The organism is Pediococcus sp. M21F004 (assembly GCF_051122535.1).
Lineage (GTDB): Bacteria > Bacillota > Bacilli > Lactobacillales > Lactobacillaceae > Pediococcus > Pediococcus inopinatus.
The window spans coordinates 421301-438375 of sequence record NZ_CP177314.1 but is presented as its reverse complement, the minus strand read 5'-3'; the positions used below and the strand labels follow the sequence as shown (position 1 = coordinate 438375).

Sequence of the window (17075 nt, the reverse complement as noted above, 5' to 3'; positions counted from 1 at the left end):
AAAGTGAGCTGTAAATGTGAAACGTTCAAGAAAGCATACTAGCCATTGGTTTTTAATATTTATTGCGGCTGTAATTATTTTGGTCGGTGGTACGTCGATTATTTATCATGAAATCCGTAAGCCAGTTGATTCTGCGAAAAGTCAGTCGGTGGCCATTGCAAAAAAATACGCCCATTTAAAAACGGAAACAGATTTCTCTTGGGCTAGTTACGATGACACTTATTACACTGTTACAGGAACTAGCAAGCAGAACACACCGATATATGTCATTATTTCCAATAACGGGAAAAAAGTGAGGATCTTCAAACAGTCGGCAGGTATCAATCGTAATGATGTTTTAAAAAAAGTTTGGAATAATTATAATCCCAAAAAAGTGACAACCATTTCGATGGGGATGTATAAGAAAAAACCAGTTTGGGAGGTTGGATACATGAATGCCTCTGGACAATTATGCTTGAAAACTTTAAACTTTAAAAATGGTGAAGTTGTTCGACACGTGAATAACATCTAAAGAAAAGAAACTTGAGGAGGATATTGATTTGGAACAGATTAGTATTGTTGATTCCAAAGATCATGTAGACGAACGTGTTAAAATTGGCGTTTGGTTGACAGATAAACGGTCTAGTGGAAAAATCAGCTTTTTACAATTAAGAGATGGAACGGCCTTTTTTCAAGGGGTTGTGATAAAAAATGCGGTTGGTGAAGAAACTTTTGAATTAGCCAAAAAGCTGCGCCAAGAAACAAGCATGTGGATTACGGGGACGATTCATCAAGACGATCGATCTCATTTTGGATACGAAATTCAAGTTGATGGAATTGAAGTCATTGGTGAAAGTGAAGATTATCCGATTACACCCAAGGAACATGGGATTGATTTTCTATTGGATCATCGACATCTTTGGCTGCGTTCATCACGGCCACATGCCATTATGAAGATTCGTAATGAAGTGATCCGAGCAACATATGAATTCTTTAACAACGAAGGTTTCATTAAGATGGATGCTCCAATTTTAACAGGGAGTGCGCCTGAAGGAACAACAGAATTATTCAAAACAAAATACTTTGATCGGGAAGCATATCTCTCACAGAGTGGACAACTCTATGAAGAAGCAGGGGCAATGGCTTTTGGAAAAGTCTTTTCATTTGGCCCTACCTTCCGTGCAGAAAAATCCAAAACACGACGTCATCTGATTGAGTTTTGGATGATTGAACCCGAAATGGCATTCATGCATCAAGAGCAAAGTTTGGAAGTTCAAGAGCGTTATGTGGCCTTTTTAATTCAAAATGTTATTGACCATTGTGAATACGAGCTAAATACATTAGGGCGTGACATCGAAGTTCTGAAGAAGTACACAAAATTGCCTTATGCACGAATTACGTATGATAAAGCCATCGAAATGCTCCAAGAATCTGGTAAATTTCCAGACTTACAATGGGGCGTTGACTTTGGATCACCTGAAGAGACATTTTTGGCTGATCAATTCGAGCAACCTGTTTTTGTTTTGAACTATCCAAAAGCTATCAAGGCCTTTTACATGAAGCCTCATCCAACTCGGGATGATTTAGTTATTTGTGCTGATTTACTTGCTCCTGAAGGTTATGGAGAAATTATTGGTGGTTCCGAACGAGCAGTTGATTACGATTATTTAGTTGAACAAATTAAAAAGTCTGGACAGGATCCTAAAAATTACGAGTGGTATTTAGATCTACGTAAATATGGTTCCGTTCCTCATTCAGGTTTTGGGTTAGGTTTAGAACGTACTTTGACCTGGATTACAGGGGAAGATCATGTGCGAGAGACCATTCCATTTCCAAGAATGTTACATCGGCTTTATCCTTAAAAAGGATGGGGAGGGTCAATTTTGAATGATTTAACACGAAAATTTCTCAAAGCTGGCAATACAGTTATCTCTAATTATTTATTGAGCAATTTTCATCAAATTGGGCTGACTAACGATGAACTGGTTATTTACTTAATTATTGAAAAACAAAGCTCAAAAGGTGATTTGTTTCCAAGTTCCAGGCTGATTGCTCAAGAATCCGGTTTGAGCGAAGCTAAGGTTTATGAATTGCTTCATGAATTGATTCAAAATAAGCTCATGGAGATTCAAACTATCAAACATGCAGATGGTCAGAACTATGATCAATATAATTTTGATCTGCTTTTTGAAAAATTATTGCAGTCTGCCGATAATGACGTCACTGAGAAGAATGAACAAACCAATAAAGTCGATCGAGAGAATGTTTTTGCCAAAATTGAATCAGAATTTGGGCGACCGCTCTCACCAATCGAATTTGAAACCATTAACCAATGGTTAGAAGACGACCATTATGCTCCTGACCTGATTTCACTGGCCTTAAAAGAAGCAGTCTTGAGTCAGGCTTACAGTTTGAGGTATATGGATCGAATCTTATTAAATTGGGAAAAGAAACATTTAACGACAGTTGCACAGGTGCAAAAAGAATCTGAACGTCAAAGAGGAACAACACCTCGTGATAATCATGATGCTTCGAATAACACCGCAGGAAAAGCAGATTTAACGGGTCCTAAGATTCCAATTTATAAAATTTCAGATCAAAACAAATAAAAAATTCACCTCTTCGTTTTATCCAATCATTTCTGATTAGATAGGCGAAGAGGTGAATTTTTTTGTACTAGTTATTCTTTACTACTGCTACTAGAAGAAGTAGATTCCGTACTTGAGCTAGAACTTACACTAGATGAACTTGAACTACTTGAGCCAGATGAACTTGAACTAGTAATAGAACTGCTATTAGAACTACTATTGCTACTGTTACTGTTGCTACTACTACTTGCTGAAGTATCTCTGCTAGTCGTAAAAGGCGTACTTGAACTGCTGGATGAATTATTTTGTGAGTAATCATCGCTAGTTCCTGATGAACTATAACTGGAATTGGTCTTGAAAAGTTCTTTAACCCCATTGACTGTTTTCTCCGTCACGCTTGAAGGTTTTACCCAGTCTTCGTTTGTGACATATGTTGATAAGTAGCTCATCATACTTCTGTAAATTTGTTGAGAGAGGACCGTTTCTTGTTCACTTAAGAATCCTGAAGCTGTATTTTGATGATCATATCCAGTCCATACAGCCATACTGTAATGACGCGTATAACCAGTAAACCAAGCATCCATTGAAGCTGAACTAGGGTAATTATCCGCAATATCAGATGGATAGGCAGTGGTTCCTGATTTTCCTGCTTGATACAGTCCGGAAATATTAGCGGTAGTCCCAGTTCCTGTTGAACTTGATATGACACCTTTTAACATGTCAGTAATCATGTAAGCAGTGGCCTTACTCATGGCCCGCTTACCCTTGCTAGAGTAATGATAAGTTTTACCACTTTGAGTGACAATTTTGTTTACGTAGTATGGCTTATAATAAGTTCCACCGTTAGCAAATGCTGCATAAGCCGCAGATTCTTGAAGAGGAGATATATATAGGCCAATTCCGTTTTGTAATGAATAAGTTGATTTCTGAGAAATTCCCAATCTACTCAGGAAGGTAGTAGCCTTACTAATTCCAACATCTTGTAAAGTACGAATTGCAGGAATGTTTCGTGATTGGACAAGAGCTGAACGCATCGTTATCTTACCTTGATATTGTTTATCAAAATCATATAATTTAATGTTTGTGCCTGGATAGGTGAAAGATTCATCTTTTACTTTTCGGCTTGTTGGCCAATTCAAGTATTGAATAGCCGGACCGTAATCCATCAGCGGTTTAGAGGTTGAACCACTACTTCGATCTGTTTGAACTGCCCGGTTTAATCCGTAGGTTACATTGCCAGTTTGACGTCCACCGAGCATAGCAACTACTTTACCATTATTAGGATTGGTAACGGATACGCCAAGCTGGAATTTAGAATCCGGATACTGAACATAATTACTGGTATTACCGATTTCGTAAAGATGTTTTTGTGCCGCAAGGTCTAAATTAGTATAGATTTTCATGCCATCAGTATATGGGTTAAATCCCTTAGCTTCAACAGAACTAATAACTTGTTTTAGATAAGCGTCAACCACTTTACTGTTGACTGTTGAGGAACCAGAAACGCTTGGGTTCTTTGCCAAACCAGTTTTAATATTCGTATTGCTAGCTGTGGTAGCTTGTGATTTTGTAATGACATTGTTGTTAACCATGGCTTGCAATACAGTATTTCTTCTCGAAAGGGCATATTTTGGATATTTGATTGGGTCATAAGAAGTTGGGGCTTGTGGCATACCTGCAAGTAATGCCATCTGAGCAAGTGTCAATTTAGAAAGAGATTTTCCATAATAATACTTGGCTGCAGTTCCCATTCCATAGATACCATTACCCATATAAACTTTGTTAATGTAAAACTCTAGAATTTTATCTTTTGAATATTTTTTGTCAACTTGAATTGCTAACCACGCTTCTTGTGCCTTAACCCGGAGTGTTCGGTCTTTGGCAGAAGTTGAGAAAACTGAAAGTTTGACCAGTTGCTGAGTAAGTGTGCTGGCTCCTTGTAAGCCTAATGATGATCCAGAGATGTTAGCGAAAGTAGCTCCTAAAATTCGCACTGGGTCAACACCATTATTCTTATAGAAACGTTTATCCTCTATAGAAACAACTGCACTTTTTAGTGTTTTGGGAATTTCGTCAGCTTTTACATAATCTCGATCTTGAGCACCAAGCCGACTAATTACCTTCCCACTTTTATCGTAAATAACGGTAGCCTCATCACTAGATAGTTGTTTCTCGGAAATGCTGGGAGCATCTTTTGCGTAATACATAAACAGACCAGCTCCAGCGATTAAGGCTATAATAAACAGACTAAAAAGCCACAGTATGATCCGAATAAAAATGGATCTCCGTCGATGAGGTGGGGAGGTTAGCTGCGAATGTTGTGTGCGGTGTTCCTGATTATTATCAGAGTTATGATTATTACTTTGCATTGTGTTCTCCTTCGTGTTTCTTAATCAACAGGGCATCCACAGCATCCAAATAGGGAATAAGTGGATTCAAATGGTAATTGATTAAGTAGCCATGTTTTTTTACATAATTGAGTGGAATGGACTTTCTACCACCCGTTTTTTGTTGATCCCAATAGAAAAAAAGATTTGTGGCCGAAAGTAGGAAAATTTGATCAAGTTCCACGAACTTAATAACTGTGAAACAAATGCCACCAGCATTGAGACAAGCTTTCATGTGATTAATTTGATGTTCATGAAAGTTATCAAGTGGAAATGCAGTTTTATTTTTTGTTTCTTTAGCATCGAAGTCTAGATAATATCCTTTATAAACACCGTTATAATCTGTTGTGGATGCTTGCCTGAAATAAGCCTCTTTAATAACAGCAGCGCTTCGCTTCGGATAATCCACTTTGACAATTTGGATGGGGGTTGGCTTTTTATGAATAACTGCTTTTCCGTGTGAAAGATAGAACTGATTACTTTCGTTGAGTTCATCTTCTAGCGACATACCACGTTTTCCAAATTGAGTGGGGATCTTTTTTATATGTTGTTGTGGGTTTGAACCGCTAGAAACATAATTTTTTCCAGATGGATAATGAAAGTTCAACTGCATCACTTCCTATTTTCTATATTATACTATAGATGTAAAGACAAAACCGTTTGAAATATATTCTTAAAATTTGGAGGATTCAATATGAGTCGCATATGGATTACCGGATATCGTAACTATGAATTAGAAATTTTTAAGGATGATGATCCAAAATTAAAAATAATCACACTTGTTTTAAAACAGTTATTAAAAAATCAAATCGAATCTGGTGCTACTTGGTTAATTACCGGAGCTCAATTAGGCGTTGAACAGTGGGCTATTGAAGCAGGGGCCCAGCTAAAACCAACTTATCCTGAATTTAAAATAGCAGTGATGTTGCCATTTACCGAGTTTGGGAATCAATGGAATGAAAACAATCAAGCAAAACTTTCTGGAATCTTAACAAAAGCTGACTTTACAGACAGTGTGAGCCATTCTCCATACCAGTCACCACGGCAGTTACGGACGTATCAGCATTTTATGTTAACCCATACTGATCAGGCGATCCTCCTTTATGACCCTGAGCATCCAGGAAAAAGTAAATATGATTACGAAGTTATTCAGAAATGGCAAGAGAATCATCCTTATCCATTAGAGCTGATTGATTTCGATGATCTCCAGGATGCCGCAAATGAATATGAAGAAAGTCAGAACAATAGTTTTAATTTAGATTAAAGTCTGATACAATGGAATACGTGTTACGCGGAGATTACAATAATTATGAGGTGTTAAATATGGATAACTTAAATCTTACTCCAAAAGATATTTTGCAAAAAGAATTTAAACCTAAGATGCGTGGCTACGATCCAGCAGATGTTGATACTTATTTAGATAACGTCATCAAGGATTATGAGAGCTTTCAGAAAAACATCCAACAGTTAAAGGATGAGAATGAAAGATTACGCGATAAGATTGATGAATTAACAAAACAAGTTTCAGTTGGTAAAACAACTTCTAGCGTACAACCAGTTAGCAATGCGACTAACATGGATATTCTAAAACGTCTTTCGAATTTAGAACGTCGTGTGTTTGGTTCCCAGCTTGATAATGGGGAAAACGAATCACATCGAATTTAATTACAATTTGTAAATCTCGGGTAATTGCGGTCTGCTTATGCAGGCTGAGGAAAGTCCATGCCCGCACAAGCTGAGATGCTTGTAGTGTTCGCGCTCGGTGAAAAAATAAGCTGAGGTATCTCGTATGAGATAACGGCGGAATACAGAGCTAAGGTTTCGGCTATGCTCTCATGTTCCCTAAGGTGCCACAGAAACGTTGCAATGTGAGAAATCATATTGATGGAACGCGGTAAACCCCACGAGCGGGCAACCCAAACATTGGTAGGGGCGCTTCACATCTGGAATTGAACTAAATGTGGGGGCAAGCGTTAACGCTTGGAGATAGATGATTACCCAAATTTGAATTGCACCTGAAAATTCATTTTGGACAAAACATGGCTTATAGAGATTTACATTTCAGGGAGACTAGGGTAGAAGTTCGCTTTTATCCTAGTTTTTTTTAGATTAAAAATATAAAAGGTGAAAATATGCAAAAATTTGAATTAATGGCAACATGTGCAAGTGGGATTGAAGCGTTGGTCGGTAGAGAACTACGCGATTTAGGATATGACGTTCAAGTTGAGAACGGACGAGTTCGTTTTGAAGGGACAATTGAGGATATTTTGCGCACAAATCTGTGGTTAAGAACAGCGGATCGTGTAAAGATTATTGTGAGTGAATTTGAAGCGAAGACGTTTGATGATCTATTTGAACTCACAAAAAAAGTTAGCTGGGATAAATTATTGCCCATTGATGCGAGTTTTCCAGTTGAAGGTCGTTCTAGAAATTCACAATTGCACAGTGTGCCAGATGCACAGGCAATTGTAAAAAAGGCGATCGTTAATCAACTTTCAGAGACTTATCATCGAAGAACCCGTTTGCCTGAGACAGGGGCAGTGTATCCTCTTGAAGTTGCGATTAACAAGGACCAGGTACAGCTAACCCTCGATACCACTGGTGACAGCCTATTTAAAAGGGGTTACCGGATTGGTAAGGGTGGCGCACCAATGAAAGAAAACATGGCAGCAGCTTTAGTTATGCTGACCAGTTGGAAATCAGACATGCCATTTGTTGATCCTGTCTGCGGTTCAGGAACAATTGCCATTGAGGCCGCACTTATTGGTCAAAATATAGCACCAGGATTTAATCGTAATTTCATTTGCGAAAAATGGGATTGGGTTCCTGCAAGTGTCAGTGAACAATTACGTGATGAAGCAGATGAAAAAGCTGATTATGATGCTAAACTCGATATTACAGGCTATGATATCGATCAAAATATGGTAGATATTGCTAAGAAAAATGCCATTGAGGCTGGTTTGGGAGATGTTGTTTCCTTTAAACAGTTAGCTGTAAAAGATTTTAAGACTGACAAGTTGAATGGCGTTATAGTGGCCAACCCTCCTTATGGACAACGTTTGAGTGATCAACAAAGTGTTCGTAAATTGTATCGGGAGATGGGTCAAACATATAAACCACTTTCAACTTGGAGTAAATACATCTTAACTAGTGATTTAGAATTCGAACAATTCTATGGATCTCGTTCAACGAAGCGGCGAAAACTGTATAATGGTGCCTTAAGAACGGATTTATTCCAGTATTGGGGAAAACCAATTTGGCACCATGACGGAAAGCGTGAAAAAAAGTAAAATGAAAAAAGTTGCGATTATAGGTGGCGGAATTGTTGGCGCCACTGCGGCTTATTTATTAAGTAAAGAATCTAAATATGCGGTAACCTTGTATGATTCTGGTGAGTACCAGGCAACCAAAGCTGCGGCCGGAATTATATCTCCTTGGTTATCCAAACGCCGTAATCGTCAGTGGTACGCTTTAGCAAAAGATGGTGCTGCCTACATTTCTGAATTAGCTGAGGAAACACAAATGGAACCTGATACGTATTTAAAGTCAGGTACCATCGTAACTCGAAAACAACCAGCTGATGTAGACGAGCTAGAACAGCTTGCGCTAAAAAGGCGAGAGTCAGCTCCTGAGATGGGAGAAATCAAGCGGGTGAACGCTGAAAATATTCGTCATCTTTTGCCCCTTGTAACAGCTGACCTTGAAGACATCTTTATAAGTGGTGGTGCGCGCATTGATGGTGATCGGTTTGTTAGCCATTTACTAAAGCTCGGTGAAAAACATGGTTTAAAAGTTATAAATAACCAAGTGAAACTTGTTAATGAACAAACGGTTTTAATGGATGAAAAGGAAAAAACCTTCGATTATATTTTTGTTTGTGCCGGATCTGGAATTAATGAGTTACTTGATTCATTAAATTATGAAGTTCTTGTACACCCTCAAAAAGGACAACTGATTGAATTGGCTGTTCCAAAATATCCAACTGACATATCTGCACCAGTCCTCATGCCAGAAGGAGAAAAAGATTTCATGCCACTTGGACATGGTAAATTAATTATTGGTGCTACACATGAAAATAATCCAGAGAATAAAACGGATTTTACTGAGGCTGCATTACATGAATTATTAACAAGTGCCATGCGAATCGATAATAATTTAAAGGAGAAGGACCTGGTTGGCACTAGAGTTGGTATGCGGGCTTTTACAGACGATTTTGCGCCATTTTTTGGGTGGCTGGCAAATAGTCAGCACATCCTCGTTGCATCTGGATTAGGATCGTCAGGTTTAACCACTGGTCCTCTAATTGCTAAACTGATGGTTTCTTTATTAGAATCACCTCATTTGTTCTCGAATTATGAAAAAGAAATTTCAAATTACGTTCATGAGAAAGGATAGTGAGCAATATGGAATCATCTAAATCTCGCTTTTATTATCAACCAGCTTTTTTGGCAAGTATTTCATCATGGTCGTGGACACTCTTGATTCTAATCATGGGAGTGATTTTTTGGCTTGAAGTGACACATTTTAATTGGATCACGGCCCTATTCTTTGTCTTGTTCATTGTGGTAATTTTAGTTCAAACTTTAACTCGAACCATTTTTATACAAAATAAGCAACTCATCATTAATCGAACACTGCAAAAAAATTGGTTGGTTATTAATATTGATGCTTTAAGTTCCATACGAGAAACCAAAATTGGAATCGAATTTATATACAACTCAGGAACTCGTCGCTTTTATCTGACGAAAAAACAAAGAAAAGCAATCCTTCAAATAATTAATAAAAGTCAACAAGAACTTATGAGGTAGATAAATGACAGATATTGAAATTGCACAAAACACCAAAATGGATAAAATCGGGCGTGTCGCTGCTCAAGTTGGGTTAAGTGAAGATGACATTGAGATGTATGGATCATATAAAGCCAAAATTACATTGCCTTTAAAAGCAACCAAATCGACAAAAGAAAAATTGATTCTAGTTACATCGATTAATCCAACTCCGGCCGGAGAAGGAAAATCTACGGTTACAGTTGGTTTAGGTGACGCTTTGCGAAAATTAAATAAGAATGCCATGATCGCATTACGCGAACCTTCTTTAGGCCCAGTGATGGGTATGAAAGGCGGGGCAACTGGGGGCGGATATGCACAAGTTGTTCCTATGGAAGATATTAACCTACACTTTACAGGCGATATGCATGCCTTAACAACTGCCAATAATACTCTAGCAGCCTTGATTGATAATCATATGCAACAGGGTAATGCTTTGGGAATTGATCAACGGCGAATTGTTTGGAAACGGGTTTTAGATATTAATGATCGGGCCTTAAGAAATATCGTAATTGGTCTTGGTGGACCCGTTCAAGGGGTTCCTCGTGAAGACGGTTTCGACATTACAGTGGCTAGTGAGTTAATGGCAATTTTGTGTTTGTCTAAAAGTTTGCACGATTTAAAAGCTCGCATTAACCGGATTGTCATTGGTTATACGACAGACCGGAACCCCATTACTGTTCAAGATCTACAAGTTGGTGGAGCGATTGCAACATTATTGAAAGATGCAATCAAACCTAATTTGGTGCAAACTCTTGCCCACACACCTGCAATTGTGCATGGGGGGCCGTTTGCAAATATTGCCCATGGATGTAACAGTGTGCTGGCAACAAGAACCGCCATGAGTTTGGCCGACTATACAGTTACTGAGGCTGGTTTTGGGGCCGATCTTGGTGCAGAAAAGTTTCTTGATATCAAAGTACCAGTTTTGGGAAAGCATCCCGATACCATCGTCATAGTAGCAACTGTTAAGGCATTAAAGCTAAATGGCGGTCAAGCTTTGCAGGAACTTGATACAGAAAATTTAAGTGCCCTTAAAAAGGGTGTGGTTAATTTAACGCATCATATTAAAAGTATGGCTCAATATGGTGTTCCGGTTGTGGTAGCAATTAATCGTTACACCCAAGATACTGATCGTGAAATTAATTATGTAAAAGAAGTTTGTGATGACTTTGGCGTTCAAGCGTTAGACACGGATGTATGGGCAAAAGGCGGAGATGGCGCGTTAGACTTAGCTCAAACTGTGGTGGAAACAGTTGAAAAACCGGCTACTTTCAAGCCACTTTATTCGGCAGATACCGACTTAACCGAAAAAATTCAAACAATAGTGACTAAAATTTACGGTGGCAAGCATGTTGAATATTCTAAAAAAGCACTAAATCAAATGAAACGATTCAAACAAAATGGCTGGGATAAGTTACCTGTATGTATGGCTAAAACGCAATATTCTTTATCAGACGATCCTAAGAAGTTAGGTGAACCACATGATTTTACAATTCATGTTAAGGAATTCATTCCTAAATTAGGCGCTGGATTTATTGTAGCAATGACGGGAAATGTGCTAACTATGCCAGGATTACCAAAACGTCCGGCTGCCTTGAATATTGACATTAGTGATGACGGAAAGATTAGCGGGTTATTTTAATGGTGAAGCAAAGACGTAGAATACTGTTTATTGTCGATATTTTAATCATCGTAGGCATGATTGTTATAGACCAATTTGTGAAACTTTGGACAACTTTGCACGTTGGGTTGAATGAGGTTCATCAATTTATTCCGGGAATTCTGTCTCTAACAAACCTTAGAAATGATGGAGCAGCCTGGAGTATTTTACAAGGAAAAACAACTTTCTTCTATTTAATAACGATTGTAGCTTTGGGTGTTTTAATTTATTTTTTGTATCAAACTCGAGGACATTGGCTTTATCAAATTAGCTTGAGTTTTATGATTGCTGGGGCGTTTGGCAATTTTGTCGACAGAGTTAGATTGAAATACGTAGTGGACATGTTTCAGATTGATTTTATTAATTTCCCAATCTTTAATGTGGCTGACTTATCATTAACAATCGGTGTTATTTTACTTTTTGTAGCAATAATTAAAGAGGACCAATTGGAGGGCTAATATGTTAACTCATGAACTTACGATTCAAGATCAGCAAGGAAGAATTGATAAGGTGCTTGCAGAGGCTTTTCCAGATTTAACCAGATCTCATATACAATCCTTAATCAAGGAAGAGCGTATTTTGGTTAATGGAGAATCGGTCAAAAATAAGTATCAGGTAAAATCAGGTGATCGAATCGAAGTTCAAGATTTGGAAACACAACCAATTGCATTAGAGCCAGAGGACATTCCGTTAGATATTGTTTACGAAGATGAAGATGTTATTGTGGTCAACAAGCCTCAAGGAATGGTTGTCCATCCCGCGGCAGGCCATCCTAACCATACACTGGTAAATGCACTTTTGTTTCACAGCCCATTAGCCACAATTAACGGAGAATTTCGGCCGGGAATTGTTCATCGAATTGATAAAGATACTTCGGGATTGTTGATGGTGGCCAAAAATGATCACGCACAGCAAAGTTTGTCGGCTCAATTAAAGGCTAAAACGAATACCAGGCTTTATATTGCGCTGGTTCATGGAAACATCAAAGAAGATGAGGGAAAAATTGATGCACCAATCGGGCGCTCACCAAAGGATCGGAAAAAGCAGGCCATTGTTGCTGATGGACGCCCAGCGGTAACCCATTTTAAAGTTTTGAAACGATATGGTGAGTACACCTTAATTCAATGCCAGTTAGAGACTGGTAGAACTCATCAAATTCGTGTTCACTTAAAGTATATTGGTCATCCAGTGGCAGGAGATCCACTTTATGGACCTCGAAAAACATTAAAGGGCAAAGGACAATTTTTACATGCCAGTGTTTTGGGATTCAGGCAACCAACAACAAATAAATATTTAGAGTTTGAGGCTCCACTACCAGCCATTTTTAAGAAGACACTGGAACGGCTTGACACGCAAACTGAACATGGTTAAAGTTAATGCGTAATTAGTGAACTGAGAACTGTGATGAGATTAATAGAAGAGGATCTCTTCATGTGGATATGCGAAGCAAATGTAAATTTGGTTCGCCTTTATTTTAGAAAGGAAGGGTGTTATTTTGGAAAAAGAAATTATGGACGCGATGGCAATGAAGCGGGCTTTAACCCGTATTACATATGAAATTATCGAACGAAATCGCGGTGTGGAAGATATCGTTATTATTGGCATCAAAACACGGGGAGTTTTTTTGGCTCAACGAATTGCTGAAAGACTAAAGCAACTTGAAAATGTTGAAGTACCAGTTGGAGAACTAAATGTTACTGCATATCGAGATGATATTCATCAATTGGATAATGATCCCAAGCTTCCTGGAAAACCACATTTTGAATTTAGTTTAGAAGGAAAAAAAGTTATTTTGGTAGATGACGTATTATATACTGGACGGACAATTCGAGCAGCAATGGACGCAATTATGGATATTGGCCGACCAAAACGGATTAATCTGGCTATCCTAGTAGATCGCGGCCATCGAGAATTACCAATTCGAGCAGATTTTGTTGGAAAAAATATTCCAACAGCCCAAAATGAAAAAATTGAAGTTTTTGTTTCAGAAATTGATGAAGAAGATTCTGTAAGAATTGTTAACGGCAAATAGTTAATTGAGGTGAAAGCTTGTGGGGGATAGATATTTAATCTTAGACGATGGTAGTGTGTATCGCGGGAAAGCTTTTGGATCACCAGCGACTACATTTGGTGAAGTCGTATTTAATACCAGTGCTACCGGCTATCAACAGATTATTACAAATCAAATTTACCATAACCAAATTATTGTGTTTTCACAACCGTCAATTGGTGGTTATGGTGTTGATCGCGCGAGTTACGAATCAATTGAGCCCACCTGTAAAGGGGTGATTGTTCGTGATGTTGCGGATGTTTCAACCAATCGTCAACGACGACTATCTTTGGATGAATTTTTAAAAATTCAAAACATTCCTGGAATTAGTGGAATAGATACCCGGGCTTTAGTTCACAAATTACGTGCAAAGGGGACAATTAAAGGTAGTATTGTTGATCCTGTTAAAGATTTAGCACATGCCTTTGATCAGTTAAATGCCATTGTGCTGACAAACCAACAAGTAAATCAAGTATCAACGCCTAAGGCCTATCCTAATCCGGGGACGGGGCTAAATGTGGTGGTGGTTGATTTGGGGCTCAAGCATGGTATTTTGCGACAGCTTAGTCAACGAAATTGTAATGTGACAGTATTGCCATATACCTGTACAGCAGAGCAAATCTTTGATTTAGATCCAGATGGGGTAATTTTGTCAACGGGTCCTGGGAGCCCAACTGATCTTCCTGAAACATTAACGATGATGATTGCAGAGGTTGAACAACGAGTGCCATTGTTTGCGATTGGATTGGGACATGAGTTGTTTGCTATAGCGAATGGCGCACACGTTAAACCTCTTCAATTTGAGCACCACGGTGATAATCATCCCATCCTGTCAATTATTACAGATGAAATTTTTTATGCATCGCAAGGCCAAGGGTATACTGTGGAACGCGATTCAATTGATCGAGACAAAATGTTAATTACGCATGTCGATTTAGTTGATCAATCTGTTCAAGGATTGCGACACCGAGATTTTCCAGCGTTTAGTGTCCAGTTTTTCCCAGATGGTGCTCCAGGCCCTTTAGAGGCCACAGAACTATTTGACGAATTTGTCGATGTAATGACTACTCGAATGGAGCGGTAAAATGGCACGAACAAAATTACAAAAAATTTTAATTATTGGTTCAGGACCGAATGTTATTGGTGTTGATACAGAGCTTGAAGCAGCAACATTACAAACGATTGAAGAGCTTCATCAAGTAGGAAAAGACGTTACTTTTGTCACTAATAATGCTAATTCAATTATTGGGGACTATTTAGATATTGCGCACTTTTTAGTGAGTGATTTGGATGCTAACGCGTTAATTGCAATTCTCAGAAAATATGAGTTTGATGCAATTATTCCAACCCTTGGTGGTGCTCCAGTTTTTCAAGTGCTACATCAACTTGATGAAGCTGGTATTTTTGACCAATTAAATGTCCGATTGTTAGGCGTTAGTTTACGGACGATCGCAAACACACAAAATCCTGAATCACTTAATCGAGTTTTAAAAAATATTCATGAACCTTACATTCCAACTAATATTTTGAACGATACTGATAAAGTTTTAAAATTCGTTCATCGAATTGGATATCCAGTGATTGTGAAGCCAATTGCTGCAATTAGCAGTTCTAATCGAATGCGTTGCGAAAATGAACATCAACTTCGACAAATGTTGGCCTCCGCGTTCCGAATTTCAACGACCCATCAAGTGGCTGTTGAAAAAAGTATTGTGGGCTTTAAAGAAATAGAAATGACGCTTATAAGAGATAACGAAAACACACGAATGCTGGTATGTGCAGCAGAAGACTTTAATCCAGTCGGTGTTCATGCGGGTGATTCAGTAGTATTCACACCTACACAGACACTTACAGACCAAGAGTTTCAAGCCATTCGAACTTCGGCTTTGCGTATTGTTCAAGAGTTTAAAATTCGCGGTATCTGCCACATTCAATTTGCATTAAATACATCTACGGGGAACTACTTTGTGACCCGTGTGAATCCATATTTTGATCGAACGACGGCTTTTGCTGCTCGCTCTACGGGGTATCCAGTCGCTTTAGTTTGCACCCAAATTAGTTTTGGGAGAAACCTTAGAAATATTAAAATTCCTGGTTTAAAGCAACACGATTCATTGGCGCTAATTGAACCGACTCTTGACCATGTTGCAGTGAGATTTCCAACGTTTTCTTTTGCTAGTTTTGCTAATGCAAATCAAGAACTAAACACGAGAATGAAATCTACAGGTGCGGTCATCGCATTTGGACGAAGTACTGAAGAAACGCTTCTAAAATCCATCAGATCAGTTGATTCAGCAACCACTTCAGAACAAGCTGCATTGGATGAGTCGCGACTGAATGAAGGCCAATTGATTAACGTGCTGGTTCATCCGACTGCTGGTGAGGTATTTTATTTACTTGAGGCAATTCGAAGGGGCTATCAGGTGGAGGAACTAGCCGAACTAACTAAAATAGATGCTTTTTATTTTTACAAACTCATTCATATTGTTCAAATTGAAAAGGATCTTCGCAAAAATCCTTTTGACATTGCAATTTTACAAAATGCAAAATATTATGGATATGGTGATTCACAAATTGCGCGATTATGGAAATGTTCTAACAAGAAAGTTCGTGAATTCCGACATGCCAATCAGATTGAACCAACGTTTAAGGGAATTGAACCCACAGCCGGGGAATTTCCATACAATAATCGGAGTTATTATACGACGTTTGAAACTGAAAATGAGGCGCAAATAAGCGAACGACCAAAAGTATTTATTTTAGGCACCGCAAATAATCAGGTTGGAACTAACGCTGCCGCAGATTACGTCACCGTTCATACAATTCAAACTTGTCAAAAGTTGGGATACGAAACTATTTTAATTAATAATAATCCAGGAGCTATTTCGATTTTACCGCGGTTAGCTGATAAACTTTACTTAGAGCCTCTGACTGTTGAAAACTGTCTGAATATTATTAATAGTGAGCAACCAGATTTTGTGATTGCTCAAGGAAAATGGCAGATTGTGACTGATCTGAGTAAGGCCGGTGTAAACATCACTCAGTTGCCTCTTTCAAGAACTTCAAGAGCTGAAAATGTTGATTCACATTACTTAGTAGTAGGCGAAAAGTCAGGTGATAATGAACGTAATTTAGGTTGTTTTCAAACGGCCAGTGATGCCAGCTTACGTTTTCCTTCTCAAGCTGATCCTGAAATCTCGAATAAAATTAAGCGTATTTCTCAAAGCGAATTACGAAAGCAAACGGATGGTATTTACCAGATTATGTTTAAGCAAGAGGGAAGCCATTTGATTGTTACAGGGACGATTCCCCTCGCAATTCAAGATATTCCCTTCATGACGGTTGCTTTAAATTATGATTTAGTGGAAGATGTTGTGAAAATGATGCTTGGCCAAACCGAAAATTCGAAAAAAGTTGAACCTCCAGTAGGTGAGGGACAACTTAAGTTAGATCATATTTTTCCTTATGAACAATTGCAGATTGAAAAACCGCAGAATCCGCCGTTTTCATTGGCAATTGGGGCAAAAATTACTAAAATTTAAGAAAAACACCACTTCCGAAAAATGGAGTGGTGTTTTTAAT

16 protein-coding genes and 1 other RNA gene are annotated in these 17075 nt (G+C 38.4%); 15 read left to right on the top strand and 2 right to left on the bottom strand.

Annotated elements, in window-relative coordinates; genetic code table 11:
* Positions 1 to 16: 16 nt before the first annotated feature.
* Genes ACLHK8_RS02280 through ACLHK8_RS02270 form a run of 3 tightly spaced genes read left to right on the top strand, consistent with a single transcriptional unit; the run spans position 17 to position 2588 of the window.
* Complete coding sequence (locus ACLHK8_RS02280) at positions 17 to 511, top strand: DUF5590 domain-containing protein (RefSeq protein ID WP_057772966.1); 495 nt, start codon at positions 17 to 19, stop codon at positions 509 to 511.
* A gap of 28 nt (positions 512 to 539) precedes the next feature.
* Complete coding sequence (gene asnS / locus ACLHK8_RS02275) at positions 540 to 1841, top strand: asparagine--tRNA ligase (protein ID WP_057772968.1); 1302 nt, start codon at positions 540 to 542, stop codon at positions 1839 to 1841.
* 21 nt (positions 1842 to 1862) lie between these two features.
* Positions 1863 to 2588, top strand: coding sequence for a DnaD domain protein (locus ACLHK8_RS02270; protein WP_057772970.1), 726 nt, complete (start codon positions 1863 to 1865; stop codon positions 2586 to 2588).
* A gap of 71 nt (positions 2589 to 2659) precedes the next feature.
* Here ACLHK8_RS02270 and ACLHK8_RS02265 read toward each other — a convergent pair whose 3' ends face one another.
* The gene (locus ACLHK8_RS02265; RefSeq protein ID WP_063697432.1) at positions 2660 to 4936 is read right to left on the bottom strand and encodes a PBP1A family penicillin-binding protein; all 2277 of its coding nucleotides are present in this window, start codon (positions 4934 to 4936) and stop codon (positions 2660 to 2662) included.
* Entirely contained in the window at positions 4926 to 5561 is a 636-nt protein-coding gene (gene recU, locus ACLHK8_RS02260; RefSeq protein WP_063697434.1) for a Holliday junction resolvase RecU, read from the bottom strand. The genes ACLHK8_RS02265 and recU overlap by 11 nt, the downstream gene beginning before the upstream one ends.
* Positions 5562 to 5648: 87 nt before the next feature.
* On the opposite strand from recU, the gene ACLHK8_RS02255 reads away from it, so the two are divergent.
* The 12 genes from ACLHK8_RS02255 (at position 5649) to ACLHK8_RS02200 (ending at position 17035) form a co-directional block, all read left to right on the top strand.
* Positions 5649 to 6218, top strand: a complete 570-nt coding sequence (locus ACLHK8_RS02255; RefSeq protein ID WP_063697436.1) for a DUF1273 domain-containing protein — start codon at positions 5649 to 5651, stop codon at positions 6216 to 6218.
* A 59-nt stretch (positions 6219 to 6277) separates the two neighbouring features.
* Entirely contained in the window at positions 6278 to 6619 is a 342-nt protein-coding gene (gene gpsB, locus ACLHK8_RS02250; protein ID WP_057772978.1) for a cell division regulator GpsB, read from the top strand.
* A 12-nt stretch (positions 6620 to 6631) separates the two neighbouring features.
* Positions 6632 to 7006, top strand: an RNA gene (rnpB, locus tag ACLHK8_RS02245) — RNase P RNA component class B.
* An 80-nt stretch (positions 7007 to 7086) separates the two neighbouring features.
* Positions 7087 to 8244, top strand: a complete 1158-nt coding sequence (locus tag ACLHK8_RS02240; protein ID WP_063697446.1) for a THUMP domain-containing class I SAM-dependent RNA methyltransferase — start codon at positions 7087 to 7089, stop codon at positions 8242 to 8244.
* Complete coding sequence (locus ACLHK8_RS02235; RefSeq protein WP_197460022.1) at positions 8231 to 9349, top strand: NAD(P)/FAD-dependent oxidoreductase; 1119 nt, start codon at positions 8231 to 8233, stop codon at positions 9347 to 9349. Before ACLHK8_RS02240 ends, ACLHK8_RS02235 begins: the two co-directional genes overlap by 14 nt.
* 8 nt (positions 9350 to 9357) lie before the next feature.
* On the top strand, positions 9358 to 9762 hold the full coding sequence (locus ACLHK8_RS02230) for an EbsA family protein (RefSeq protein ID WP_063697565.1): 405 nt from the start codon (positions 9358 to 9360) through the stop codon (positions 9760 to 9762).
* 4 nt (positions 9763 to 9766) lie between these two features.
* Entirely contained in the window at positions 9767 to 11425 is a 1659-nt protein-coding gene (locus tag ACLHK8_RS02225; RefSeq protein ID WP_057772986.1) for a formate--tetrahydrofolate ligase, read from the top strand.
* Positions 11425 to 11901, top strand: a complete 477-nt coding sequence (lspA, locus tag ACLHK8_RS02220) for a signal peptidase II (RefSeq protein ID WP_057772988.1) — start codon at positions 11425 to 11427, stop codon at positions 11899 to 11901. Before ACLHK8_RS02225 ends, lspA begins: the two co-directional genes overlap by 1 nt.
* Position 11902: 1 nt before the next feature.
* Positions 11903 to 12814 (top strand): RluA family pseudouridine synthase, encoded by a 912-nt coding sequence (locus tag ACLHK8_RS02215; protein WP_057772990.1) that lies wholly within the window; start codon positions 11903 to 11905, stop codon positions 12812 to 12814.
* Between the two features lie 124 nt (positions 12815 to 12938).
* Positions 12939 to 13475, top strand: coding sequence for a bifunctional pyr operon transcriptional regulator/uracil phosphoribosyltransferase PyrR (gene pyrR / locus ACLHK8_RS02210; protein WP_057772992.1), 537 nt, complete (start codon positions 12939 to 12941; stop codon positions 13473 to 13475).
* Positions 13476 to 13494: 19 nt separating this feature from the next.
* A complete protein-coding gene (locus ACLHK8_RS02205; protein WP_057772994.1) occupies positions 13495 to 14577 on the top strand; it encodes a carbamoyl phosphate synthase small subunit in 1083 nt (360 codons plus the stop codon).
* 1 nt (position 14578) lies between these two features.
* Entirely contained in the window at positions 14579 to 17035 is a 2457-nt protein-coding gene (locus ACLHK8_RS02200; protein ID WP_057772996.1) for an ATP-grasp domain-containing protein, read from the top strand.
* Positions 17036 to 17075 lie beyond the last annotated feature (40 nt).

Coding starts and splice junctions, on each gene's coding strand:
- ACLHK8_RS02265 (WP_063697432.1), bottom strand. CDS start 4,936: ATGCAAAGTAATAATCATAACTCTGATAATAATCAGGAACACCGCACA.
- ACLHK8_RS02255 (WP_063697436.1), top strand. CDS start 5,649: ATGAGTCGCATATGGATTACCGGATATCGTAACTATGAATTAGAAATT.
- gpsB (WP_057772978.1), top strand. CDS start 6,278: ATGGATAACTTAAATCTTACTCCAAAAGATATTTTGCAAAAAGAATTT.
- ACLHK8_RS02240 (WP_063697446.1), top strand. CDS start 7,087: ATGCAAAAATTTGAATTAATGGCAACATGTGCAAGTGGGATTGAAGCG.
- ACLHK8_RS02230 (WP_063697565.1), top strand. CDS start 9,358: ATGGAATCATCTAAATCTCGCTTTTATTATCAACCAGCTTTTTTGGCA.
- ACLHK8_RS02225 (WP_057772986.1), top strand. CDS start 9,767: ATGACAGATATTGAAATTGCACAAAACACCAAAATGGATAAAATCGGG.
- lspA (WP_057772988.1), top strand. CDS start 11,425: ATGGTGAAGCAAAGACGTAGAATACTGTTTATTGTCGATATTTTAATC.
- ACLHK8_RS02215 (WP_057772990.1), top strand. CDS start 11,903: ATGTTAACTCATGAACTTACGATTCAAGATCAGCAAGGAAGAATTGAT.
- ACLHK8_RS02200 (WP_057772996.1), top strand. CDS start 14,579: ATGGCACGAACAAAATTACAAAAAATTTTAATTATTGGTTCAGGACCG.